The sequence below is a fragment of the Streptomyces canus genome (assembly GCF_001514145.1).
In the GTDB taxonomy this organism is placed as follows: domain Bacteria; phylum Actinomycetota; class Actinomycetes; order Streptomycetales; family Streptomycetaceae; genus Streptomyces; species Streptomyces canus.
Map to the genome: position 1 here is coordinate 286,842 of NZ_KQ948657.1, position 24,358 is coordinate 311,199.

General features: G+C 69.3%; 20 protein-coding genes. 10 read left to right on the plus strand and 10 right to left on the minus strand.

What is annotated here, in order from left to right:
• The first annotated feature begins 38 nt into the window (after nucleotides 1-38).
• Nucleotides 39-1,709, plus strand: a complete 1,671-nt coding sequence (locus AQJ46_RS06130) for a fumarate hydratase (RefSeq protein WP_057609989.1) — start codon at nucleotides 39-41, stop codon at nucleotides 1,707-1,709.
• Nucleotides 1,710-1,913: 204 nt separating this feature from the next.
• Here AQJ46_RS06130 and AQJ46_RS06135 read toward each other — a convergent pair whose 3' ends face one another.
• Nucleotides 1,914-3,086, minus strand: coding sequence for an epoxide hydrolase family protein (locus AQJ46_RS06135; protein ID WP_059204624.1), 1,173 nt, complete (start codon nucleotides 3,084-3,086; stop codon nucleotides 1,914-1,916).
• Between the two features lie 87 nt (nucleotides 3,087-3,173).
• On the opposite strand from AQJ46_RS06135, the gene AQJ46_RS06140 reads away from it, so the two are divergent.
• The 4 genes from AQJ46_RS06140 (at nucleotide 3,174) to AQJ46_RS06155 (ending at nucleotide 8,405) form a co-directional block, all read left to right on the plus strand.
• Complete coding sequence (locus AQJ46_RS06140; protein WP_059204625.1) at nucleotides 3,174-3,749, plus strand: CGNR zinc finger domain-containing protein; 576 nt, start codon at nucleotides 3,174-3,176, stop codon at nucleotides 3,747-3,749.
• 71 nt (nucleotides 3,750-3,820) lie between these two features.
• Nucleotides 3,821-5,224 (plus strand): class II fumarate hydratase, encoded by a 1,404-nt coding sequence (locus AQJ46_RS06145; protein WP_079072150.1) that lies wholly within the window; start codon nucleotides 3,821-3,823, stop codon nucleotides 5,222-5,224.
• Between the two features lie 72 nt (nucleotides 5,225-5,296).
• On the plus strand, nucleotides 5,297-5,989 hold the full coding sequence (gene fomD / locus AQJ46_RS06150; RefSeq protein ID WP_208616889.1) for a cytidylyl-2-hydroxypropylphosphonate hydrolase: 693 nt from the start codon (nucleotides 5,297-5,299) through the stop codon (nucleotides 5,987-5,989).
• A gap of 295 nt (nucleotides 5,990-6,284) precedes the next feature.
• Nucleotides 6,285-8,405, plus strand: coding sequence for a SpoIIE family protein phosphatase (locus AQJ46_RS06155; RefSeq protein WP_059204627.1), 2,121 nt, complete (start codon nucleotides 6,285-6,287; stop codon nucleotides 8,403-8,405).
• 60 nt (nucleotides 8,406-8,465) lie between these two features.
• Here AQJ46_RS06155 and AQJ46_RS06160 read toward each other — a convergent pair whose 3' ends face one another.
• Nucleotides 8,466-10,820 (minus strand): transglycosylase domain-containing protein, encoded by a 2,355-nt coding sequence (locus tag AQJ46_RS06160; RefSeq protein ID WP_059204628.1) that lies wholly within the window; start codon nucleotides 10,818-10,820, stop codon nucleotides 8,466-8,468.
• A 238-nt stretch (nucleotides 10,821-11,058) separates the two neighbouring features.
• Between AQJ46_RS06160 and AQJ46_RS06165 the strand changes: the two genes are divergently transcribed.
• The 5 genes from AQJ46_RS06165 (at nucleotide 11,059) to AQJ46_RS06185 (ending at nucleotide 15,912) form a co-directional block, all read left to right on the plus strand.
• Nucleotides 11,059-11,976 (plus strand): SPFH domain-containing protein, encoded by a 918-nt coding sequence (locus AQJ46_RS06165; protein ID WP_059204629.1) that lies wholly within the window; start codon nucleotides 11,059-11,061, stop codon nucleotides 11,974-11,976.
• Entirely contained in the window at nucleotides 11,973-12,239 is a 267-nt protein-coding gene (locus AQJ46_RS06170; RefSeq protein ID WP_059204630.1) for a hypothetical protein, read from the plus strand. Before AQJ46_RS06165 ends, AQJ46_RS06170 begins: the two co-directional genes overlap by 4 nt.
• A gap of 105 nt (nucleotides 12,240-12,344) precedes the next feature.
• Complete coding sequence (locus tag AQJ46_RS06175) at nucleotides 12,345-12,869, plus strand: PadR family transcriptional regulator (RefSeq protein WP_059204631.1); 525 nt, start codon at nucleotides 12,345-12,347, stop codon at nucleotides 12,867-12,869.
• Complete coding sequence (locus tag AQJ46_RS06180; RefSeq protein ID WP_057609980.1) at nucleotides 12,866-13,552, plus strand: ABC transporter ATP-binding protein; 687 nt, start codon at nucleotides 12,866-12,868, stop codon at nucleotides 13,550-13,552. The genes AQJ46_RS06175 and AQJ46_RS06180 overlap by 4 nt, the downstream gene beginning before the upstream one ends.
• The gene (locus AQJ46_RS06185) at nucleotides 13,549-15,912 is read left to right on the plus strand and encodes an ABC transporter permease (RefSeq protein ID WP_059204632.1); all 2,364 of its coding nucleotides are present in this window, start codon (nucleotides 13,549-13,551) and stop codon (nucleotides 15,910-15,912) included. Before AQJ46_RS06180 ends, AQJ46_RS06185 begins: the two co-directional genes overlap by 4 nt.
• Before the next feature lie 28 nt (nucleotides 15,913-15,940).
• On the opposite strand, the gene AQJ46_RS06190 is transcribed toward AQJ46_RS06185, so the two are convergent.
• From AQJ46_RS06190 to AQJ46_RS06225, 8 genes are all read right to left on the minus strand, one after another.
• Nucleotides 15,941-16,369: a hypothetical protein gene (locus tag AQJ46_RS06190; RefSeq protein ID WP_057609978.1), complete on the minus strand. Its 429-nt coding sequence runs from the start codon at nucleotides 16,367-16,369 to the stop codon at nucleotides 15,941-15,943.
• Nucleotides 16,370-16,373: 4 nt separating this feature from the next.
• Nucleotides 16,374-16,772 carry a roadblock/LC7 domain-containing protein gene (locus AQJ46_RS06195; RefSeq protein ID WP_059204633.1) on the minus strand — a complete coding sequence of 133 codons (399 nt, stop codon included), beginning with the start codon at nucleotides 16,770-16,772 and terminating at the stop codon, nucleotides 16,374-16,376.
• Between the two features lie 42 nt (nucleotides 16,773-16,814).
• Nucleotides 16,815-17,633: a MarR family transcriptional regulator gene (locus AQJ46_RS06200; protein WP_225887256.1), complete on the minus strand. Its 819-nt coding sequence runs from the start codon at nucleotides 17,631-17,633 to the stop codon at nucleotides 16,815-16,817.
• A gap of 154 nt (nucleotides 17,634-17,787) precedes the next feature.
• Nucleotides 17,788-19,131 (minus strand): AI-2E family transporter, encoded by a 1,344-nt coding sequence (locus tag AQJ46_RS06205; RefSeq protein WP_059204635.1) that lies wholly within the window; start codon nucleotides 19,129-19,131, stop codon nucleotides 17,788-17,790.
• 125 nt (nucleotides 19,132-19,256) lie between these two features.
• A complete protein-coding gene (locus tag AQJ46_RS06210; protein WP_225887257.1) occupies nucleotides 19,257-19,940 on the minus strand; it encodes an aggregation-promoting factor C-terminal-like domain-containing protein in 684 nt (227 codons plus the stop codon).
• 426 nt (nucleotides 19,941-20,366) lie between these two features.
• Nucleotides 20,367-21,692 (minus strand): PhoH family protein, encoded by a 1,326-nt coding sequence (locus AQJ46_RS06215; RefSeq protein ID WP_057609974.1) that lies wholly within the window; start codon nucleotides 21,690-21,692, stop codon nucleotides 20,367-20,369.
• Between the two features lie 341 nt (nucleotides 21,693-22,033).
• Nucleotides 22,034-22,807 (minus strand): isoprenyl transferase, encoded by a 774-nt coding sequence (locus AQJ46_RS06220; protein ID WP_059204636.1) that lies wholly within the window; start codon nucleotides 22,805-22,807, stop codon nucleotides 22,034-22,036.
• A gap of 682 nt (nucleotides 22,808-23,489) precedes the next feature.
• Nucleotides 23,490-24,278: a methyltransferase domain-containing protein gene (locus tag AQJ46_RS06225; RefSeq protein WP_059204637.1), complete on the minus strand. Its 789-nt coding sequence runs from the start codon at nucleotides 24,276-24,278 to the stop codon at nucleotides 23,490-23,492.
• Nucleotides 24,279-24,358 lie beyond the last annotated feature (80 nt).

Here is a 24,358-nt window from a genome sequence, read left to right on the forward strand (position 1 = left end):
AGGTGGGTGGCCGTCTTTCGAGTGAGGAATGGGCTGAGATGCCTGAGTTCGCGTATACGGATCTGCTCCCCATGGGAGAGGACACCACCCCCTACCGGCTGGTGACCTCCGAGGGTGTCTCCACCTTCGAGGCCGACGGGCGGACCTTCCTCAAGGTGGAGCCGGAGGCGCTGCGCAAGCTCGCCACGGAGGCCATCCACGACATCCAGCACTACCTGCGGCCCGCGCACCTCGCTCAGCTGCGGCGGATCATCGACGACCCCGAGGCGTCGAGCAACGACAAGTTCGTGGCGCTGGACCTGCTGAAGAACGCGAACATCGCGGCGGCGGGCGTCCTCCCGATGTGCCAGGACACCGGCACCGCGATCGTCATGGGCAAGCGCGGCCAGAACGTGCTGACGGCGGGCGGTGACGAGGCGGCGCTGTCGGAGGGCATCTACGACGCGTACCTGAACCTCAACCTGCGTTACTCGCAGATGGCCCCGCTGACCATGTGGGACGAGAAGAACACCGGTTCCAACCTCCCCGCGCAGATCGAGCTGTACGCCACCGACGGCGGCGCGTACAAGTTCCTGTTCATGGCCAAGGGCGGCGGTTCGGCCAACAAGTCGTTCCTCTACCAGGAGACGAAGGCCGTCCTGAACGAGGCCTCCATGATGAAGTTCCTGGAGGAGAAGATCCGTTCGCTCGGTACGGCCGCCTGTCCGCCGTACCATCTGGCGATCGTCGTGGGCGGTACGTCGGCCGAGTACGCGCTGAAGACCGCGAAGTACGCCTCCGCGCACTACCTGGACGAGATTCCGGCCGAGGGCTCGGAGCTCGGGCACGGTTTCCGGGACAAGGAGCTGGAGGAGAAGGTCTTCGAGCTGACGCAGAAGATCGGGATCGGGGCGCAGTTCGGCGGGAAGTACTTCTGCCACGACGTGCGTGTCGTACGGCTGCCCCGGCACGGCGCGTCCTGTCCGGTCGCCATCGCCGTGTCCTGCTCGGCCGACCGCCAGGCCGTCGCGAAGATCACCGCGGAGGGGGTGTTCCTGGAGCAGCTGGAGACGGACCCGGCGCGGTTCCTGCCCGAGACGACGGACGAGCACCTCGAGTCCGATGGTGACGTCGTCAAGATCGACCTCAACCAGCCGATGGACGACATCCTCGCGGAGCTGACCAAGTACCCGGTGAAGACGCGGCTTTCGCTGACCGGTCCGCTCGTGGTCGCGCGTGACATCGCGCACGCCAAGATCAAGGAGCGCCTTGACGCGGGCGAGGAGATGCCGCAGTACCTGAAGGACCACCCGGTGTACTACGCGGGTCCGGCGAAGACGCCCGAGGGCTACGCGTCCGGTTCCTTCGGCCCGACCACGGCCGGCCGTATGGACTCCTACGTCGAGCAGTTCCAGGCGGCGGGCGGATCCAAGGTGATGCTGGCGAAGGGCAACCGCAGCAAGCAGGTCACCGACGCGTGCGATGCGCACGGCGGCTTCTACCTCGGCTCCATCGGCGGCCCGGCCGCGCGGCTCGCCCAGGACTGCATCAAGAAGGTCGAGGTCGTCGAGTACGAGGAGCTCGGTATGGAGGCGGTCTGGAAGATCGAGGTCGAGGACTTCCCGGCGTTCATCGTCGTCGACGACAAGGGCAACGACTTCTTCACTTCACCGGAACCCGAGCAGCCGACGTTCACCAGCATCCCGGTCCGGGGTCCTGGCCTGGCCTGAGTCGCCGTCAGGGGCCGCGTCAGGCAACGATCGCCTCGCGGCTTCGGCCTGGTCGGCGAGCGCTCTTTGCCGCGCCCGGCGCCATGGCAGCGCCTGCCGCGGCAGTCAGGATCTGGACGACGCCGGATCCGCTGCCCGGCGACCGGCGGCCCCGGTAAAAGTGTCCAGACCCCTCGGCGGACGCCGGGGGGTCTGTTGCTGCGTTCACCGGTTGGCGGTCAGCACTGCGGTGAGGCCCTCCTGCAGGTCCTTGACGAAATACCCGGGAACCTCCAGCGACGGGAAGTGTCCCCCGGCTTCGGGCGACCTCCATCGGACGATCTGTCGGTACCGCTCCTGTGCCCAGGGGCGCGGAGACTTCTCGATGTCGCGGGGATACATGGTGATGGCTGACGGGACGTCGACCCGAAGGTCGGGGTCCAGCGAGTTGTGGCTTTCGTAGTAGATGCGGGCCGCCGATGCGCCGGTCCGCGTCAGCCAGTACAGGGTGACGTCGTCAAGGACCCTGTCCATGGACATCGTCTCGAACGGGCTGTCCTCGGTGTCCGACCACTCGGCGAACTTGTCGAGGATCCAGGCGAGAAGCCCGATCGGTGAGTCGACGAGCGAGTAGCCGATGGTCTGCGGTCGGGTCGCCTGCTGCTTCGCGTACGCCGCTCGGTGGCGCCAGAAGTCGCGGGTTTCCTCGGTCCACTTGCGCTCGACCGCCGTCAGCCCGTCCGTGGTCAGCCCGGGCGGCGCCTCCGCGAACAACGTGTGGATGCCGAGAACCTGCTCCGGGAATCTGCCGCCGAGAACCGTGGTGATATTGCCTCCCCAATCGCCGCCGTGGGCCACGAACTTGCTGTAGCCGAGCCTTCCCATCAGTTCCACCCACGCGGCCGCGATCTTTTCGGTCCCCCACCCGGTGGTGGCCGGTTTGTCGCTGTAACCGAAGCCCGGTAGCGATGGGACGACGACGTGGAACGCCGGCGCGTCCGCGTCTTTCGGATCTGCCAGCTCGTCCACGACATCGACGAACTCCGCGATGCTGCCCGGCCAGCCGTGCGTCAGGATCAGAGGAGTGGCATCCGCGCGCGCGGATCGGCGGTGCAGGAAGTGGATTCCCAGATCATCAATGGTCGTGCGGAACTGGCCGATTCGGTCGAGGCGCTCTTCGAACGACCGCCAGTCGTACCCGGTGCGCCAGTAGTTCACGACGTCGACGAGGTCGGCGAGCGGAACGCCCTGTTCCCATCGGCGACGGCCGGGCGCGGCTCGAGGGACCGTCTCGGCCTCCGGTAGTCGCGCGGCGGCCAGTCGCGCGCGCAGGTCGTCGAGGTCGGCGTCGGTTGCGCGGGCTTCACATGCTTGCACGGCGCTGGTCGGACGGGACATGAGACCTCCTGGCCATCGTGGAACCGTCTAAGACGGTTCCAGCGTGACATGTCTTCCTGCCGGTGAGCAACCAGCTAAGGTGGTTCCATGCGCGCCGACTTCCCTGACTTCCGCCTCGGCAAGGTGCTGGCGACCAGCTTCACGGGGACTCTGTCGGAGCGTCATGGCGACGCTGTGGAGCGCATTCCCACGCCGCACCGACTCGTCGACTGGCTGGCGGTGAACGGCCTCGCCGTGGACTCCTGCACCCCTGCCCAGCTCGACCTCGCCCGGGAACTGCGGGAGTCGATCCACGCCGCCGCGACAGCGGCCGCGATCCGGGACACGCTCCCCGCGCCTGCCGTCCAGGTCATCAACGACCGCAGCGTTCAGGGTCGGGCCGCGGCGATCCTGACGCCCGAGGGCGAGCGGCGATGGCGGCTCAGCTCGGCCTCCCGTGTGGAAGACGCCCTCGGCGTGATCGCCGCCGACGCGATCAGCATCATCGCGGGCGAACGAGACGGAAAACTGGCCCTGTGCGCCTCGCCGACCTGCCAAGCCGCCTTCTTCGACACCAGCCAGAGCCGCACCCGCAAATGGTGTGACATGAACACATGCGGGAATCGTCAGAAGAAGGCGCGCTTCAACGCCAACCACCGAAAAAGCACCAGATCAGCGGAGTGATCGGTCCAACGACCTGCGGCAGGAATAGCCCCGGCGGTCACGGACGCTGACCACGACGGAGGTGATCGGCAGTGGCCGACGAGCAACAGGAACAGGCGTTTCGCATCGAGCACGACTCCATGGGCGAGGTCCGTGTCCCGGTGGACGCCAGGTGGCGGGCCCAGACCCAGCGGGCCGTGGAGAACTTCCCCATCTCCGGGCAGCGGATCGAACGGGCGCACATCGAGGCCCTCGCCCGGATCAAGGGGGCGGCCGCGAAGGTGAACGCGCGGCTGGGCGTGCTCGACAAGGACGTCGCGGAGGCGATCCAGGAGGCGGCCGACGAGGTGGCCCGCGGGAACTGGGACGCGCACTTCCCCGTCGACGTCTTCCAGACCGGGTCCGGCACCTCCTCCAACATGAACACCAACGAGGTCATCGCGACGCTGGCGACCGAGCGGCTCGGCCGTGACGTGCACCCCAACGACCACGTCAACGCCTCCCAGTCGTCCAACGACGTCTTCCCCTCCTCCATCCACATCGCCGCCACCGCCGCCGTCACCCGGGATCTGATCCCCGCCCTCGACCATCTCGCCACGGCCCTCGCCCGCAAGTCCGAGGAGTTCGCCGATGTCGTGAAGTCCGGGCGGACCCATCTCATGGACGCCACCCCGGTGACCCTGGGTCAGGAGTTCGGGGGGTACGCGGCACAGGTGCGGTACGGCATCGAGCGGCTGCAGGCCTCTCTTCCCCGGCTCGCCGAACTGCCGTTGGGCGGCACCGCGGTCGGCACCGGCATCAACACCCCGCCCGGTTTCTCCGCCGCCGTCATCGAGGAGGTCGCCCGCACCACCGGGCTGCCGCTCACCGAGGCGCGGGACCACTTCGAGGCGCAGGGCGCCCGGGACGGGATCGTCGAGACCAGCGGGCAGCTCAGGACCATCGCGGTCGGCCTGACGAAGATCGCGAATGATCTGCGGTGGATGTCCTCCGGACCCAGGACCGGGCTCGCGGAGATCTCCCTGCCCGACCTGCAGCCCGGTTCGTCGATCATGCCCGGCAAGGTCAACCCCGTGATCCCGGAGGCCGTCCTCATGGTCGCCGCCCAGGTCGTCGGGAACGACGCGACCGTCGCCACCGCCGGTGCGGCCGGCAACTTCGAGCTCAACGTCATGCTGCCGGTCATCGCCAAGAACGTCCTGGAGTCGGTCCGGCTGCTCGCCAACGTCTCCCGGCTGCTGGCCGACCGGACCGTCGACGGGATCGTCGCGCACCGCGAACGCGCCCGGGAGTACGCCGAGTCCTCGCCCTCCGTGGTCACCCCGCTCAACAGGTACATCGGGTACGAGGAGGCCGCGAAGGTCGCCAAGAAGGCCCTCGCGGAGCTGAAGACGATCCGCCAGGTCGTGCTGGAGAGCGGCTATGTCGAACGCGGCGATCTCACGGTGGAGCAGCTCGACGAGGCGCTGGATGTCCTGCGGATGACACGGCCGTAACCTTTCCCCGCCCCGGGGTGAACCGTGACGCGCACCGCAGCGTCGTATGCCTATGGCACCTAATATCTGGTCATGGCAGACGGTGGAGCGGTGAGAGCGGTGGAAGCGGGTACGACGGCGCACTTCTGGGAGCCCGGGAGTCAGATCCTGTGGCGCTACCGGGAGAACGCCGGCGCGCACGTGCACATCGCCCGTCCGGTCACCGTCGTACGCGATGACGAGGACCTGCTCGCCGTGTGGCTGGCACCGGGCACCGAGTGTGTGAAGCCGGTGCTGGCCGACGGCACGTCGGTGCATGCCGAGCCGTTGGAGTCGCGGTACACCAAGCCGCGTTCCGTGCAGCGGGACCGCTGGTTCGGCACCGGGGTGCTGAAGCTGGCGCGGCCGGGGCTGCCGTGGTCGGTGTGGCTGTTCTGGGAACCGGGCTGGCGGTTCAAGAACTGGTATGTGAACCTCGAGGAGCCGCTGGCGCGGTGGGCCGGTGGGGTGGACTCCGAGGATCACTTCCTGGACATCACCGTGGATCCGGACCGCGGTTGGCAGTGGCGCGACGAGGACGAGTTCGCGCAGGCCCAGCAGGACGGGCTGATGGGCCCGGACCTGGCCGAACGGGTCAGGGAGGCGGGGCGGTCCGCGGTGGAGGTGATCCGTGCCTGGGGCCCGCCGTTCTCGGACGGCTGGCCCGACTGGCGGCCCGATCCGTCCTGGACTGTGCCGCTTCTTCCGGAAGACTGGGACCGTATGCCCGCGCACTTGTCCTCATGAGACCCTTGATGCGCCCCCGGGCTGCAAACGTAGGATCGTCCTCCGCAAGAGTGCGCAGCGGCAACTACCGGAGCGGGCACTGGGCTTGACCGATCGTCACCGAGGGGCGGCAGGACGTGAGCGTGGGGTATGAGGGCAACACGGTTACGGGCCGCGGAAAGTTGACCAAAAACGCAGGAACAGCCCCTGACCACGCGGGAATTCCGTTCCTGGGACACGTATTCCGGGTATCGGGATTTCGGCGGGACCAACTGTGCGCACGGCGTGCAGCCCCGGACGGACGGATTCGACACGCGTGACGGAGCACCCGACCTCCTTCGAACGCCCTCAGCCGGGCGTCGACCCCACGGACCCCCGCGGGGCGCTCCTGCGTTCCCCGGCACCACCGTCCGCCCAGGGCGTCGAGGCGGCGACGGCTTTACCCGTCCAGGCCCGCTCCGGTGACCCCACGCCGGACGCGGCACCCGTCGTCGAGGGCAGCAGCGGTACGACCGGCAGGACCGGTAACCACAAGGACATGGGCATGAATCCGGCCGGTACCGGCCCCGAGCACTCCCAGCCGGCCGCCGCCGAGCAGGACACGCATCGTCCGCGGCCCGTACCCGAAGGCGTCCCGGTCCAGCCGGGCGCCGAGGAGGACCGGCCCCAGAGCGGCGAGGAACGCCGTACCGGACAGGGCTCGGTCCCCGGCCGGCCCACGCCCATGCGGCGGGACGGCGACCGGCTGCGCTTCGTGGGCGCGGCGACCCGCCGGATCGCCCGCGGCATCGACCTGGACGAGATCGTGATGGGTCTGTGCCGGGCGACCGTGCCGACCTTCTCGGACGCGATCCTCGTCTATCTGCGCGACCCGCTGCCCGTCGGCGACGAGCGGCCCACCGGCCCCCTCGTGCTCCGGCTGCGGCGCAGCGACCGGATTCCGCAGCAGGAACGGGACCTTGAGGACGGCATCCTGCCGGTGCCGGTGCCGGAGAACCCGACCGAACTGGACGCCCTCGGCACCGAGCTGTGCGAGGTGCAGCCCGGCAGCGCGCTCGCCGAGGTGCTGCGCGGGGTGCGTCCGGTCTTCACGGACACGCCCGCGGCCCGCGCCGCGCTGCCGGAGCTGCTCGGCGAGGGCGGCGAATTCGCCGTACCGACCGGCCGGCGGACGATCCTGGCCCCGCTGCGCGGCCGGCGCCGGGTCATCGGTGCCGCGCTGTTCCTGCGCCGCCCCGACCGCATCCCCTTCGACCCGGACGACCTGCTCGTCGCCGCCCAGCTCGCCACGCACAGCGCGCTGGGCATCGACAAGGCCGTTCTGTACGGCCGTGAGGCGTACATCGCCGACGAGTTGCAGCGCACCATGCTGCCCGAGACGCTCCCGCGGCCGACGGGAGTGCGGCTGGCGTCGCGCTATCTGCCCGCCGCCGAGACGGCCCGGGTGGGCGGTGACTGGTACGACGCGATCCCGCTGCCGGGCAGCCGGGTCGCCCTGGTCGTGGGTGATGTGATGGGCCACTCCATGACGTCCGCCGCGATCATGGGTCAGTTGCGGACCACGGCACAGACGCTGGCCGGGCTCGACCTGCCCCCGCAGGAGGTGCTGCACCACCTCGACGAGCAGGCGCAGCGGCTCGGCACGGACCGTATGGCGACCTGCCTCTACGCCGTCTACGACCCGGTGTCGCACCGCATCACCATCGCCAACGCCGGTCATCCGCCACCGGTGCTGCTGCACCTGGGCGGCCGTGCCGAGGTGCTCCGGGTGCCGCCGGGCGCGCCGATCGGTGTCGGGGGCGTGGACTTCGAGGCCGTGGAGCTGGACGCGCCGGCCGGGGCGACGCTGTTGCTGTACACCGACGGGCTCGTCGAGTCCCGGCTGCGGGACGTGTGGACCGGGATAGAGCAGTTGCGGGAGAAGCTCGCCGCGACCGCTCAGCTCACCGGGCCCGATCATCCGCCGCCGCTGGAGGCGTTGTGCGACGAGGTGCTCGACATGCTCGGGCCGGGCGACCGGGACGACGACATCGCGCTGCTCGCGGCCCGCTTCGACGGGATCGCGCCCAGTGATGTGGCGTACTGGTTCCTGGAGCCGGAGGACGCGGCGCCGGGACGTGCGCGGCGGCTCGCGCGGCGGGCGCTGTCCCGCTGGGGCATGGAGGATCTCACCGACTCCGTCGAGCTGTTGGTGAGTGAGGTCGTCACCAACGCGGTGCGGTACGCGACCCGGCCGGTGACGCTGCGGTTGCTGCGCACCGATGTGCTGCGGTGCGAGGTCGGGGACGATGTGCCGCAACTGCCGCGGCTGCGGCAGGCCCGGGCCACCGACGAGGGTGGGCGAGGGCTGTACCTCGTCAACCGGCTTGCCCGGCGGTGGGGAGCGACCCGGCTCAGCACCGGCAAGGTGGTGTGGTTCGAGCTCAACAGGAGCTGACGCACCTCTGACATGCGAGAAGGGGCGCCCGGTGGTCACCGGGCGCCCCTTTCTTGTTCGCTATTGGTCGTTGTTCGGGTCGAACGGATTCTCCGGTGAGGTCGTTATCTCGACCGGAGTGCTCTGCTCGCCGGTCGGCGGAGACTGCGACGGCGACTGCGACGGGGGGGATTGAGAGGGGGTCTCCGACGGCGTCTCCGAGGGCGTCTCCGACGGTTTCTCCGTGGTCGGGGTCGACGACGGCGTCTCGGACCGGGAGACGGAGGGGCTCGGGGTCCAGGTGGGCTGAACCGCTGCGCCCTGGTCGGTGTCGAGGTCGAACTTGCTGTTCTCGGCCGCGACGCCGAAGGTGTACGCCGCCCAGATCTGCGCCGGGAAGCCACCGCCGTTGACACGGGGAAGGCCGGCGGTCTTGTACATCTTGGTCTGGGCGCCGGTCTTGGCGTCCTCGCCGAACAGAGCGACCGAGGTGACCAGGTCCGGAGTGAAGCCGTTGAACCAGGCCGAGAGGTTGTCGTCGGAGGTACCTGTCTTGCCGGCGACCTTACGGCCGTCGCGGGCCGGGTTCTCCGCCACGGACACCTTCGCCGTACCGTCGGCGACCACGCCGGTCAGTACCGAGGTCACCGTGTCCGCGGCCTCCCGGCTGATGACCTGTTCGCCGATCGGGTCCGGCATCCGGGTCTCGGTGCCGCCCTGCTCGGCCGACTTGATGATGGTCGGCGTGACCTGCTTGCCGTGGTTGTCGAGCGTGGCGTAGACAGCCGCCATCTGGATCGGGCTCGCGCCCATGGTGCCCAGGGTGTAGGCGGGCAGCGGCCTCAGTTTGCCGGTGTCCATGCCGAGCTTGGTGGCCGTCGCCAGCACCTTGTCCATGCCGACGTCGACGCCCATCTGCGCGAAGACGGAGTTGATGGACTGGTTCATCGCCGTCTGGACGGTGACCTGCTTGCCGTAGTTGTGGTCGTCCTCGTTCTCGGGGGCGAATCCGACCTTGTCGCCGTTGCTGTCCACGACCTGGCGCTTGCTGGTGCCGTCGTAGATCGTGTTCGCGCCGATCGCCTTGCCGCCCTGCGTCTCGGAGGCGTTCTCCAGGGCGGCGGCGAGGATGACCGGCTTGAAGGTCGACGCGGGCTGGTAGTCGGTGCGGTTGGCGTTGCTGATGAAGTGCTTGGTGTAGTCCTGGCCGCCGTACAGGGCCACGATCTTCCCCGTCTTGGGGTCGACGGAGACGGCACCGGCCTGGACGTTCTTGTCGACCGACCGCTTCTTCGGGTCCAGTTTGCTGATCAGCTGGGTCTTGACGGACTTCTCCAGCTGGGCCTGCTTCTTCTTCTCGATGTTCAGGGTGATGGTCCAGCCCGAGTTCTCGACCCGGGCCTCCGCCTCGTCCTGGGTGATGCCCTGCGTCTTGACCAGCTGCTTCTCCAGCTGCTGGTTGGCGAGCTTGACCAGGTAGCCCTTCTGGCCCTCGAGACCGGGGGCGGCCTTCGGCGGCTTGGGCACCGGGAACGTCATGTCGTCGCGCTCGGCCTTGTCCAGCCAGCCCTGCTCGACCATGTTGTCCAGGACGTAGTTCCAGCGCGCCGTCACCAGTTCCTTGCCGGTCTTGCTGGCGACCGCCCAGTCGTACTGGCTCGGGGCCTGGAGCAGCGCGGCGAGGTACGCGCCCTGCGCGACGCTGAGCTTCTTGGCGTCGACGCGGTAGTAGTCCTGGGCGGCGGCCTGGATGCCGTAGGCGCCCCGGCCGTAGTAGCTGGTGTTGATGTAGCCCGCGAGGATGTCGTCCTTGGACGTCGTGCGGTCCACCTTCAACGAGATGACCAGTTCCCGCAGCTTGCGCGAGACGGTCTGGTCCTGGTCGAGGTAGAAGTTCTTGACGTACTGCTGGGTGATCGTGGAACCACCCTGCTTGCCCTTGCCGGACAGGGTGTTCAGCAGACCGCGGGCGGTGCCCTTGAGGTCGACGCCGGAGTCCGTGTAGAAGGACTTGTTCTCCGCCGCCACGAAGGTGCGCTGGACGGGCTTGGGCACCTCCGCGAGATCCACGATCTCGCGGTTGGTGTCGCCGACGCGGGCCATGACCGAGCCGTCGCTGTACTCGTAGATGTTGCTCTGCTTCTGTGCGGCCGCGTTGCCCTTGGGCACGTCGATCATCATGTACATCACGATGAAGGCGCCGATGCCGAGCAGACAGAAGCCGAGGAAGGCGCCGAGGATCTTCTTCCAGGTGAAGAGCCGGCGTATGCCGCTCTTACCTTTCTTGGCGCCCTTCTTACCGCGGGCGGCAGCCTTGCGCGCCGCGGCCCTGCCGCCCGGCGCGATGCCCTCGCTCGGCGTCCCGGACGAGCGCGTGGGCGGCGCCGCGCGGCGGCCACCGCGCTGACGTGCTCTTCTCTCTTCCGCTCGTCCCATGGGTCGACTCGCTCCGCTTCCTCATCGGCGGCCACACAGGTTCGTGGCACAGGTCAGCTCAGAAAGCTAACACCGGTCCATATGACACAGGACATTCGATCGGGCCTTCGGGGGGCGTGAGAATCAGCACCCGCCTCCTCGGAACCAGACCTCCGAGAGGGTGTCAAGGTTGCCGAGACGGGTTAAAGTGTTATCACTTAGATAACATCGAGCTAGACTCGAAACGGGGGGACCCTCCATGTCCGCGCAAGAATCCGCACCCATCGCCGACGCACCCGACATGCCCGCTCCGCGCGTGCGGGAGTTCGCCGCGCACAGCATCGGCGGCGCGCTCGCGCTGCTGCTGGGCCTGGTCGGGCTGCTGCTCGCCGTGTTCCTGTTCGCCGCGAGCGGGGAGAGCCCCGGCTTCGCCGTCGGCGGCGCCCTCGTCCTGATCGTGGCGCTCATCTCGCTGCGCGGCCTGAACACGGTCGCGCCGGGCGAGGCCCGGGTGGTCCAGCTCTTCGGGCGGTACAAGGGCACGATCCGCCAGGACGGCCTGCGCTGGGTGAACCCCTTCACCTCCCGCACGAAGGTCTCCACCCGGGTCCGCAACCACGAGACCGCCGTCCTCAAGGTCAACGACGCCTACGGCAACCCGATCGAGCTGGCCGCGGTCGTGGTGTGGAAGGTCGAGGACACCGCGCAGGCCACCTTCGAGGTGGACAACTTCGTGAAGTTCGTCGCCACCCAGACGGAGACGGCGGTACGGCACATCGCCATCGAGTACCCCTACGACGCCCACGAGGAGGACGGGCTCTCCCTGCGGGGCAACGCCGACGAGATCACGCAGAAGCTCGCCACCGAGCTGCACGCGCGCGTGGAGTCGGCCGGTGTGCAGATCATCGAGTCCCGCTTCACCCACCTCGCCTACGCGCCGGAGATCGCCTCGGCGATGCTCCAGCGGCAACAGGCCGGCGCGGTCGTCGCGGCCCGGCGGCAGATCGTGGAGGGCGCGGTCGGCATGGTCGAGGAGGCGCTCGCCCGGATCACCGAGCGGGACATCGTCGAACTGGACGAGGAGCGCAAGGCGGCGATGGTGTCCAACCTGATGGTCGTGCTGTGCGGTGACCGCGCTCCGCAGCCCGTACTCAACACTGGGACCCTTTACCAGTGACGACACCTTCCGAGGGGGGCTCCCCCGAGCGGCGGCCTCAGCAGCGCAAGCAGGTGCTGCTGAGGCTGGACCCGCTGGTGTACGAGGCGCTGGCGCGGTGGGCCGGGGACGAGCTGCGGTCGGCGAACGCGCAGATCGAGTTCCTGCTGCGCCGGGCCCTGAAGGAGACCGGCCGGCTTCCCGGCGACACCGGGCCGCTGCCGCGCCGGGGACGGCCACCCAAAGAACAGCCGTCCAGAGAACGGCCGCCAGAAGACGCGTAGCACAACCGTGACAATCGGCCCTCACCTGCGGCTCCTCACGTCCCGATCCCCTCTAAACACCCTGCGTATACATGGTGGGTATACACCGCATGTACAGTCCTCCCCATGTCCATCGGTCACACCCTCCTAGGGCTCCTGGAGTCCGGGCCCCGCCACGGTTACGACCTCAAGCGGGCCTTCGACGAGAAGTTCGGTCATGACCGGCCGCTGCACTACGGCCAGGTCTACTCGACAATGTCGCGGCTGCTGAAGAACGGGCTCGTCGAAGTCGACGGGATCGAGCCCGGCGGCGGCCCCGAGCGCAAGCGGTACGCCATCACCGACGCCGGGATCACCGACGTCCAGCGGTGGCTCGCGACGCCGGAGAAGCCCGAGCCGTATCTCCAGTCCACGCTGTACACCAAGGTCGTCCTCGCGCTGCTCACGCACCGGAACGCCGGCGACATCCTCGACAACCAGCGCGCCGAGCACCTGCGGATGATGCGCATCCTCACCGACCGCAAGCGCAAGGGCGACCTCGCCGACCAGCTGATCTGCGACCACGCCCTGTTCCATCTGGAAGCCGACCTGCGCTGGCTGGAGCTCACCGCCGCGCGTCTCGACAAGCTCGCGGAGGTGGTGGTCAAGTGACCCCGGCCGGTTCCCTGCTCGTGGCCGACGAGCTGCGCAAGACCTACGGTCCGACCGTCGCGCTCGACGGCGCCGAGTTCTCCATCCACCCCGGCGAGGTCGTCGCCGTGATGGGCCCCTCCGGGTCGGGCAAGTCGACCCTGCTGCACTGTCTCGCCGGGATCGTCACGCCCGACTCGGGCTCGATCACCTACAACGGCCGGGAGATGGCCACGATGAACGACGCCGAGCGCAGTGCGCTCCGGCGCTCCGAGTTCGGGTTCGTCTTCCAGTTCGGGCAGCTCGTCCCCGAGCTGACCTGCGTGGAGAACGTGGCGCTGCCGCTGCGGCTCAACGGCACGTCCCGCAAGGAGGCCGAGAAGGCGGCGCTGGGCTGGATGGAACGCCTCGAGGTCGACGACCTGAGGAAGAAGCGGCCCGGTGAGGTGTCCGGTGGTCAGGGGCAGCGCGTGGCCGTGGCCCGCTCCCTGGTGACCAACCCGCGCGTGCTGTTCGCCGACGAGCCGACCGGCGCGCTCGACTCCCTCAACGGCGAGCGTGTCATGGACCTGCTCACCGAGGCCGCCCGGTCCACCAACGCGGCCGTCGTGCTCGTCACGCACGAGGCACGGGTGGCCGCCTACTCCGACCGCGAGATCGTCGTACGGGACGGGAAGTCCCGGGACATGGAGCGGGTCGTATGAGTCTCAGGCAGTGGTGGCGAGACCTCGCCATGGGGGTCCGGTTCGCCTTCGCGGGCGGACGCGAGGGGTGGGTCCGGGCGCTGCTGACCGCGGTCGGCGTGGGCCTGGGGGTGGCGCTGCTGCTGCTGACCACCGCGCTGCCGAGCGCCCTGGCGGTCCGGCACGAGCGGGGCGACGCCCGCGCGGACATCAACTACGGGCAGGAGAAGAAGAAGGCCGACGACACCCTGCTCTCGGGGAACGCGTCGACCACCTTCCGGGACACCGACATCCGCGGCCGGGACCTGGAGCCCGAGGGGCCGAAGGCGCCCCTGCCGCCCGGGGTCGCGAAGTTCCCCGCGGTCGGCGAGATGGTCGTCTCCCCCGCGCTGAAGAAACTGCTGGAGTCCGAGGACGGCAAGCTGCTGCGGGAGCGGCTGTCGAACCGGATCGCCGGGACGATCGCCGAGAGCGGGCTGATCGGCTCCCAAGAACTCGCCTTCTACCGCGGGGCCGAGGGGCTCGCCGCCCAGGACATCAACGGCGCCGGGATCAGCCGGATCGACAAGTACGGGAACCCGAACCCGACCGAGTCGGACTCCGACCCGGTGCTGGTGCTGCTGGTCCTGGTCGTCTTCGTGGTGCTGCTGATGCCGGTCGCCGTGTTCATCACCGCGGCCGCGCGCTTCGGCGGCGAGCGGCGCGATCGGCGGCTCGCGGCCCTGCGTCTGGTGGGCGCCGACGGCCGCTCGACCCGGCGGATCGCCGCCGGCGAGGCGTTGGCGGGCTCGGTGCTCGGTCTCGTGCTCGGCACCGGGTTCTTCCTGATCGGCCGCGAAGTGGCGGGCTCCGTCGAGGTGTTCGGGCAGAGCGTGTTCCCGAGCTATCTCAACCCCTCGCCGCTGCTGGCGCTGCTGGTCGCGGTCGCGGTGCCCGCGGCGGCCGTGCTGGTGACGCTGCTCGCCCTGCGGGGCGTGGTGATCGAGCCGCTCGGCGTGGTGCGTACGGCGAAGCCCGCGCGACGCAGGCTGTGGTGGCGGCTGCTGCTGCCGCTGGCCGGGCTCGGGATGCTGTACCCCATGGTCGGACAGGGCCGGGACGGCGGCGACTTCAACCAGTACCTCGTCAGCGGCGGTGTCATCCTGCTGCTGGTCGGTGTGACCGCGCTGCTGCCGTGGATCGTCGAGGCGGTCGTGGCCCGGCTGGGCGCGGGCGCGGTCTCCTGGCAACTGGCCGTGCGCAGGCTCCAGTTGAGCAGCGGCACGGCGGCCCGGATGGTCAACGGCATCGCGGTGGCGGTGGCCGGGGCGATCGCGCTGCAGATGCTGTTCGCGGGCACCTCGAGCGACTACACGAAGGACACCGGCTACGACATCTCGCGGGCGCAGATGCAGGTGACCGTCCCGAAGGGGAAGGCGCTCGCGGCAACCGCGAAGGAACTGGCCGCGACCAAGGGCGTCCGGCAGGTGTACGCGTTCGACGAGGGCTACGTCAACGACGGCTCGGGCGAAGACGCGAGCTGGGCCCGGGTGACCGTCGCCGACTGCACGTCCCTGCGTGAGGTGGCCAAGCTGCCCTCCTGCCGCGACGGCGACGTCTTCGTCTCGCATGTCGCGCCGGCGGCGGGCGAGGGCGACACCGACAGGCAGAACGCCGACGACGAGTCGAACGTGACGGCCCGGCCCGGCCAGAAGCTCTACTTCGACACCTCCGAGGCCGCGGAGAAGCAGACCTCGGTCGCCTGGACGGTCCCGAAGGCCGTCAAGCAGGCGGAGTCCATCGCCGACCCGACGGGCTACCGGCGCGGCGGAATCCTGCTCACCCCGGGCGCCTTCCCGGCACAGGCCGCGGCGGGGGTGCGCGGAGAGATCTATGTGCGGGTGGACGACTCTCTGCCGGACGCGCGCGATTACGTCCGCAATACGGCCGCCCGGATCAACCCGTACGAGGAGCCCATGACCTGGGTGTCCACCGAGAGCAACGACCGCTACTCCTCCATCCGCACCGGCCTGTTCGTGGGCGCCGTCTGTGTCCTCGCGCTGATCGGCGCGAGCCTGCTGGTCTCCCAGCTGGAGCAGCTGCGTGAGCGCAGGAGGCTGCTGTCGGCGCTGGTCGCCTTCGGTACCAGGCGGCGCACCCTGAGCCTGTCGGTGCTGTGGCAGACGGCGATCCCGGTCGGGCTCGGTCTGCTGCTGGCGTCGGGGGTGGGGCTGACGCTGGGCGTGGTCCTGCTGAAGATGACCGACACCTCGGTGCGCGTGGACTGGTCGAGCGTGCTGTCGATGACCGGCGTGGGCGCCGGTGTCGTCCTGGTGGTGACTGTGCTGAGCCTGCCGCCGCTGCTGAGGCTGATGCGGCCGGACGGGCTGCGGACGGAGTGACCGCCCGCAGCCGGCCGTCCACCGGGCCCTAGAGGCTGTACTCCTTCACCACCCGCCGGACCTGGGCGAACAGCATGCCGACGTTGACCGACTTGCGGCAGACCACCACGGCCACGACGTCCTGCTGTTCGCTCAGCCGCACGAACAGGTGCGTGAGGTTCTCGCTGTTGACCAGGATCTCCTGGAAGAAGTGGTTGTCACTGCTGACGCCGCGGCGCTCCTTGAAGACGTCCTCGATCATCACGACCGTACGGCCCTGGAACAGGTCGAGGGTCGCACCCGCCAGGAGGTCCAGGACCTCCGGCGGGTGGTTCTCGACGGTCTCGTACGACAGCAGCATGCCGGTGGACATGTCGACGACACCGGACGCCACACAGTCGGGGGCGTCGGTGCGAAGGGACTTGACCAGGCCCATCACCTGGTCGGAGAAACCTGAGGTCATACGCTTCGTCGCCATCCCTTCAGACTCCTTCTGGCGCTTTCTCGGTCGCCTTGTCGGTGAGGATCGAGCCGATCCGGTTCAGGGTCGGCTGGGTCGCCCGGTGCAGGTGGTCCACGTCCATGCCCTCGTCGCCGAGCACCACCATCAGGGCGGTGTCACCGACGGCGTAGAAGGCGGCGCAGCCGTGGCTGCCGTACGTCACCGTCCGGCGCAGCGCGCCGCGGGCGGTCGCCCCGGCGGTGCGCCGGGCCAGGCCGAGGCCGGCCGCGGCGAGCGCCGCGAGGCCCTCCGGGTCGATGGAGTCGGCGGTGTCCGCGGCGATGAGCAGTCCGTCCGCGGCGGCGACCGCGGTGTCGGTGATTCCGGTGACCTGTTCGCGCAGACCACGCATTTCGAGCGCCAGGGCTTGGTGATCCATGTACTCAACTCCCCTAATTCTGTTCACATCTGATCGGCTTTTTCATTTGGGCATTCCGTTCCGGAGTCGGAAGAAGCTGCCGGGTTTTCGGCGGGGCAGATCGGTCCTTGTCGGGGACGGGAGCTGCTCCACGGGCGTGGGCGTGCGAGGCCGGAGTTCGTCGCCGTCGGGAAGAGAGCGGACCGCGATGGGCGTGGCCGGTCCGGCGCACACCAGGAGCCCCTCCTCGAGCATGCGCGCGACCTCGACCGTCACGGTGTAGACACCGCGCCCGACCCGGAAGGCGAGGTCGCGGGCCGTACTGCGACCGTCGGCGTGCGTGAGCAGCTCGCGCCGCAGGGCCCCGGATCCGTTGTCCGTGCCCGAGGGCACGGGCCGTTCGCGATCGGGGTGCACCGGGTGCGGCAGTGCGGCCAGGGCGGTGAGTCTGCGGATAGCGTCCTGCAGCAGCCGCAGCGGCGGCTCACCCAGGGGGACCTGCGCGAACGGCTCCGCGGTGGCGCGGCGTTCGCAGTCCTCCACCCGGCCCGCGGCCATCGCGAACGCGGCGTCGTGCAGGGCCAGCGCGCACACCACCCGCAGCTGTGCGGCCCCCGCGTAGCCGTGCGCGATGAGCGCGGTGGCCGGCCAGCGCGAACCGCCGGACTCCCGCACCAGCTCGGCCCACTGCTCGCCGCTGACCCGCCCGGAGCGCAGCAGCAGTGCCTCGGGTCCCGGGGCGCCGGGCGACTCCACGGCGACCACCCGGCCGTCCCCGAAGTGGAAGGTGCCACCGGGTGTCCCGGTGATCCGCAGCTCTCCGGTGAAGCCGTCACGGCCGCACGCGGCCAGGGCCTGTGCCAGGTGTTCGTGGCCCGACATCACACCCCCCGCCGCCTCGCACATACGCCTGACGCGTAGCGCTGAGGAGGGAATGTGTATCAGTCCGGGCGCATATTCCGGGGGCGGGTTTCCTACCTGCCGCTAGTTGACGGAAGTTGAATTCGCGGGGAGCTCAAAGCACTGTGTTCGGCGCTCATTTGACCGAATCCGAGGCAGGTTTTTCAGGGTCCGGGGGCGGTTCCGCCGGACCCTCTTCGTCGGCTACGACCTCGTCCTCGATCTCGGGTGGCGCCGACTGTTCCTCGGCGTACGCCTTGAGGTAGCTCACCACCGTGTTCGTCACCGCCACCAGCGGTACGGCGACCACCGCGCCGCCGATGCCGGCCACCATGCCGCCCGTGGCGACCGTGAGGACGACCGCGAGCGGGTGGACGCGCACCGCGCGGCCGAGGATGAACGGCTGGAGGATGTGGCCCTCGATCTGCTGGACGGCGAGGACCACCGCGAGGGTCATCACCGCCGTGAACACTCCCTGCGTGACCAGCGCGACGAGCACCGCCAGCGCTCCGGAGGCCACCGCGCCCACGAGCGGGATGAACGAGAACAGGAAGATGAAGACGGCCAGCGGGACGGCCATGGGGACGTCGAGGAAGTAGATGCCGATACCGATGAAGACGGCGTCGATGAGGGCCACGAGGACCGTGCCGCGGACGTAGGCGGTCAGGGTGCGCCAGGCGCGCGGTCCCGCGCCGGCCACGGCGGGCCGGGCGGCCGCGGGGACCAGCTTCAGCGTCCACGCCCAGATGCGCCGGCCGTCGTAGAGCAGGAAGAGCGTGGAGAAGAAGGTCAGCAGGATGCCGGTGAGCGCCTCCACGACGACCTGGACGCCCTCCAGGCCCGCGGACGTGATCTGGTCGGTGTTGGCGCCGACCGCCTCCCGCAGGTTCTTCGCTATCTGGTTGATCTGCTTGTCGGTGACATGAAAGGGGCTTTTCAGGAGCCAGTTGCGCAGGTCGTCGATGCCGCTCTGGATCTGGTCGGAGAGGTCGTCGATGTTCTCCATGACCTGCCAGGTCACGAACCAGCCCATCAGGCCGATGACGACGAAGCCCAGGATCGCGGTGAGAGCCGTGGCGGGGCCGCGCGGGACGCCGTGCCGCATGAGGCGGGCCACCGTCGGCTGGAGCAGCGCGGTGATGAGCAGGGCGACGACGAAGGCGAAGACGACGAGCTGTACGGAGCTGATGACCCGCATCAGCACCCAGACGGTGCCCGCGAGCACCAGGAGCCGCCAGCCGGCCTCGGCGGCGACCCGTACGCCCCACGGCACGGCCTGCGCCGGATCGGGCCGGGGGACCAGCACGACGGGCGCGCGCGAGGCGACGCCCGACGGCTTCTTCGGCCGGCGCGCAGGCGGCTCGGCCGCGTCGGCCTCGGCCTCCTCGCGGGCCACCTCCGCGCGGCGCTCGTCCAACCGCTCACCCATATCGGTCAGCCGGGTACCGACCCGACCGAGCCACCCTGGCACTCGCGACATGATCCGTCCTCTTCCCCCGTCTCTCCTCACCACTCCCCCTGGAGTCGTCCGGACCGACCGTACATGGCAAAAGCCCCTCCCCCTAGGACGGGGAGGGGCTTCGCGAGGTTGAGAGCCGGGCGCGCTCAGTACCAGTGGTTGGCCTGCCAGAACGACCAGGCCTCACAGGGGCTGCCGTACCGGCTGTCCATGTAGTTGAGGCCCCACTTGATCTGGGTGGCCGGGTTGGTCTGCCAGTCGGAGCCGACCGACGACATCTTGGAGCCCGGCAGGGCCTGGAAGAGACCGTAGGCACCGGAGGAGGCGTTGACGGCCCGGTAGTTCCAGCTGGACTCGTGGTCCACGATGTTGCTGAAGCACTGGAACTGCCCGCTCGGCACCATCGAGGCAGCCATCGACTGGATCTGCGCGACGGTGTACGAGCTCTGGACCGGGAAGCTGGAGGAGCTCCTGCTGGCCTTCTCCTTGGCCTCGGCGCGCTCCTTGGCTTCCTTGGCCGCCTTCTCGGCGGCCTCCTTCTTCTCGATCGCGGACTTGGCGGCGGCCTTGCGCGCCGACTCCTCCGCGACCTTCTTGGCGCTCGCGTCCGCGGCGATGGCCTGGGTGTCGGCCTGCTGCGTGAGGGACGCGGTCTGCACCTGAGCCTGCTCACCCGCGGGGATGTCCGCAAGGAGCGTCGTGCCGGCTGCCGTCGCCTCTGCGTCATTCGGCTGCGCGACACTGCCGGAGGCAACTCCGACAACGCTTCCTACAGCGGTGACCGCGGTGGCGGAGGCCACTGCGAATCCCCGGACCGAAATCGGGCTCACACGGTTTCCTTCCAGCATCGCCCGCTTCGGTGACCCTGGCGGACGCAATCGTGCCCCTAGACACTGGCCTCCCAACTAACGGGGTCACGGGAGGCACGGGCCCGGTGGGCAACTCCCTCGCGGGGAGCGCCGCATGGTGCACGGGCGGCATACGACGACGCTGTGGAGTTGGTGGTGTTGCTGTGGTGCCGTACCGCTGGGGGTACAGGTGTGTCGTATGCGGGGCCTGACAGGAATGAGACTCTGCCGTAACCGGACGCCGGGTGGCAATTCTGAGTTGCGTGTGAAAGCTCACATCCCGTTTGGGCCCTGGGATTTCGAGAAACAGCACCACGCGAAGGCGCCGCCCGGCTAGGCTCTTGGCCTTTCCGGACGGCGCCAACTGGCTCTGGATACCCCAGCTTTGCTCAGATCTGGCCGATTGCCTTAGATGTGGCCGTCTTCGAGCATTTCGGTCACAAGGGCCGCGATCTGGGACCTCTCGGACCTCGTCAGCGTGACGTGGGCGAAGAGGGGGTGCCCCTTCAGCTTCTCCACCACGGCGACCACACCGTCGTAGCGACCGACCCTCAGATTGTCCCGCTGGGCCACGTCATGGGTCAGAACGACCCGTGAATTCGCGCCGATTCGGGACAGAACGGTGAGAAGTACATTCCGTTCCAGGGACTGCGCCTCGTCCACGATCACGAACGCGTCGTGGAGCGAGCGGCCGCGGATGTGGGTGAGCGGCAGAACCTCGAGCATGCCGCGTGCGGTGACCTCCTCGATGACCTCGCGGCTGGTGACCGCGGACAGCGTGTCGAAGACCGCCTGCGCCCACGGGCTCATCTTCTCGGACTCGGAGCCCGGCAGATAGCCCAGTTCCTGGCCGCCGACCGCGTAGAGCGGACGGAAGACCATGACCTTCTTGTGCTGGCGGCGCTCCAGGACCGCCTCGAGACCCGCGCACAGCGCGAGCGCCGACTTGCCGGTGCCGGCCCGGCCGCCCATGGACACGATCCCGATGTCCGGGTCGAGGAGGATGTCCAGCGCGATGCGCTGCTCCGCGCTCCTCCCCTTGATTCCGAACGCCTCCCGGTCGCCGCGCACCAGACGGACGTTTCCCTCGGGCGAGACGCGGCCGAGGGCCTTGCCGCGCTCCGAGTGGATCGTCAGCCCGGTGTGGACGGGGATGTCGGCGGCCTCGGGAACGTAGACGTGGCCCTCCTCGAAGAGGATGTCCACCTGTTCGCCCGGCAGGGTCAGCTCGGACATTCCGGTCCAGCCGGAGTTCTCCGTGATGGCGAGCTCGGCGCGGTACTCCTCGGCGAGGAGTCCGACCGAGGACGCCTTGATCCTGAGCGGGAGGTCCTTGGACACGACGGTGACGTCGAACCCCTCGGCCTGCAGGTTGCGGGCGACCGCGAGGATGCGGGAGTCGTTGTCACCAAGGCGGTATCCGGACGGCAGCACGCTGGGGTCCGAGTGGTTGAGCTCGACACGGACGGTCCCGCCGAGTTCCCCGATCGGGATGGGGGCGTCGAGTCGACCGAACCGGACCCGGAACTCGTCGAGCAGCCGCAGGGCCTGCCGGGCGAAGTAGCCGAGTTCGGGATGGTGCCTCTTGGCCTCCAGCTCCGTGACCACGACGATGGGGAGCACGACCTCGTGCTCGTCGAAGCGGTTCAGGGCGTTCGGGTCGGCCAGCAGGACGCTGGTGTCGAGAACATAGGTGCGCCGGTCAGGCATGCGGCGCTTTGTGCTGGTCACCACGGAAGGACGTACCCCCTCGGATGAGGTCGGGGAGCGACGGAGTGGAGCTGGACCGGTCGTCGGCCCGTTTGCACGGACCGGGAACCGGCCCTCCACTGCTTCTTCCGTGCTGTGACCGCACGGTCGAGCTGGTGCAAGGGGCCTCCCGGGCGGACGGCCCCGTGCCGTCCGCTGAGATCCGACACCCGTGGTTCGGGCATCGACCTGACTGGCTTATGCCCTCGAACAAGCGATGCCATGCCGACTCATGTGACGACGCCCTGGTGAACTCCTGGGGATCTGGGGGTATCGCCCTGAAAACGCGACACTTCCGCCCCGAACGGGGTACCCGAAGAAGTTGGTCAGCCGCCGTAGCGGCGGTGGCGTGCCGCGTAGTCGCGCAGCGCGCGCAGGAAGTCGACCTTGCGGAAGGCCGGCCAGAAGACCTCGCAGAAGTAGTACTCCGAATGGGCGGTCTGCCACAGCATGAAGCCGGACAGCCGCTGCTCACCGCTGGTACGGATCACGAGGTCGGGGTCGGGCTGGTCGCCGGTGTACAGATGGCGGCCGATCATGTCGACGTCGACGGCCTCGGCGAGCTCCTCCATCGAGGTGCCCTTGTCGTGCGCGTCCAGCAGCATCGACCGTACGGCGTCGGCGATCTCCTGGCGGCCCCCGTAGCCGATGGCGACGTTGACGAGTATGCCGTCGACGTGGGCCGTGGACTCCTCCGCCTCCTTCAGCGCCGTCTGCATCGGGGAGGGCAGCAGGTCGGGGGTGCCGACGTGGTGGACCCGCCAGCGGCCGTCGGCGGCGAGGGTGCGCACGACGTCCTCGATGATGCCGAGGAGGGGGCCGAGCTCCTCCGGCGGGCGGTTGAAGTTGTCCGTCGACAGCAGCCAGAGGGTGACGACCTCGACGTCCGTCTCGGTGCACCAGCCGAGGAACTCCTCGATCTTCTCCGCGCCGGCGCGGTGGCCGTCGACGGGGGTGGAACCGGCCGCCTTCGCCCAGCGCCGGCTGCCGTCCACGATGACACCGATGTGCTTCGGCACCTGGGCGTGGTCCAGGTGGCCTTCCACCCGGCGTGCGTAGAGCCTGACGAGCAGGCCGCGCAGCTTGTCGCGCAGGTTCACGTGATTGTCAGCCCCTTTGACGGATGGCGGTCCCCGCGGCTAGAGCGTACCGGGGAGTGCCGCATGCCCGGCGTCCGGGGGGCCATCCGTCCGTGCGCTCCCACGCGTTGTGGGGGCCGGTGGCGCCGGCGCGGCGGAGCCGTGAAAGCCCTTCGGGCGGGCGGCCCCTGGCCGGCGGGACGAAGCGTCCTGGTCCGCGCGACAAAAAAACGGGCCGGTCCGTGGGGGGGAGACGGACCGGCCCGAGGGGGGGGTTCCACCATAACCCTTCGTGAGGGTTGGTGTGTGCATCGGCGTGCCACAACTACTCTCCGGAGTCGGGCGGCAACGGCGCGATGACCCGTTGAAGGCCTGCTCATGGGGGTTTCGTGGCCGAATCACGGCGGAATCATGGAGACGTGAGGCATCGCCCAAGCGGGTGACTCCGGGTCGGAACGTTTCTTTGACGCCGGGAAGTGGGCGCGGCACCGCGCAGCCCCCTCCTCTGCGCGGTGCCACCGCGCAGCTTTGCCGGCGCGAATTGCCTCGCATTGAATTTATGTCAGCCACAGCCCGGATGCGAGCCGCCTGGGATAACGATGTGGAAACCCCGTGAAGACCATGGAAATGCCAGGCAGATCGGCACCCGATGCACCAGTTGCCCGATTTGCGGCTATCTCGGATCCATCCGCAGCCGTGAACGTCAGACGCGTGGCTTACGGGCCTCCAGGAGATGGCGGCTGCTGTGCGCGACGAAGGAGCCCTCGGACTCGATCCGCTCGTGCAGGGACCGGAGCCGGGGCTCGTACTCGGCCACGGTGAAGCCGGGGACCATCCACACCACCTTGCGCAGGAAGTGGACGACGGCGGCGATGTCGTGGAACTCGATCCGCAGCCGCTCGGCGCGCAGGTCGACGATCTCCAGTCCGGCGGCCTCGGCGGCTGCGCGCTCGCGGTCGGCGTGGCGGTCCGAGCTCTGCGCCTCCGGCTGCGGGCCGAGGAAGTACTCGACGAGTTCGAAGACGCTGCGCGGGCCGACGTGCTGGCCGAAGTACGTGCCGCCGGGCTGCAGCACGCGCGCGATCTCCGCCCACTGAGGGTTGACCGGGTGCCGGCTGCTGACCAGGTCGAAGGTCGCGTCGGCGAAGGGCAGCGGCGCGTCCTCCGGTGCGGCGACGACCACGATGCCGCGCGGACGCAGCAGCGCGGTGGCCTTGACGACGTTCGGCGGCCAGCCCTCGGTGGCCGCTGCGAGCAGGGGCGTCTTGATTCCCTGCCCGAGGGCGAAGTCCAGGACCTCGCCGCCGCCGGTCTGGATGTCGAGCGAGGCGGTGGCACCGGCCAGGCGGTCACCGAGGGAGCGGGCGAACCCCCACGAGGGCCGCGCCTCGGTGGCCCGCCCCTCGAACCACGAGAAGTCCCAGCCCTCGGTGGGCACGGCGGCGCCCTCGGCGACGAGGTCCTCGAACGTGCGGGTGCGGTGGGAGGTCATGGGGGTGATCGTCGCAGGCCGACGCGGGCGGGCGCCGCTCGTTTTTTTCGGCCACTTGGGGATTCCGGCCGCTTCGGGAT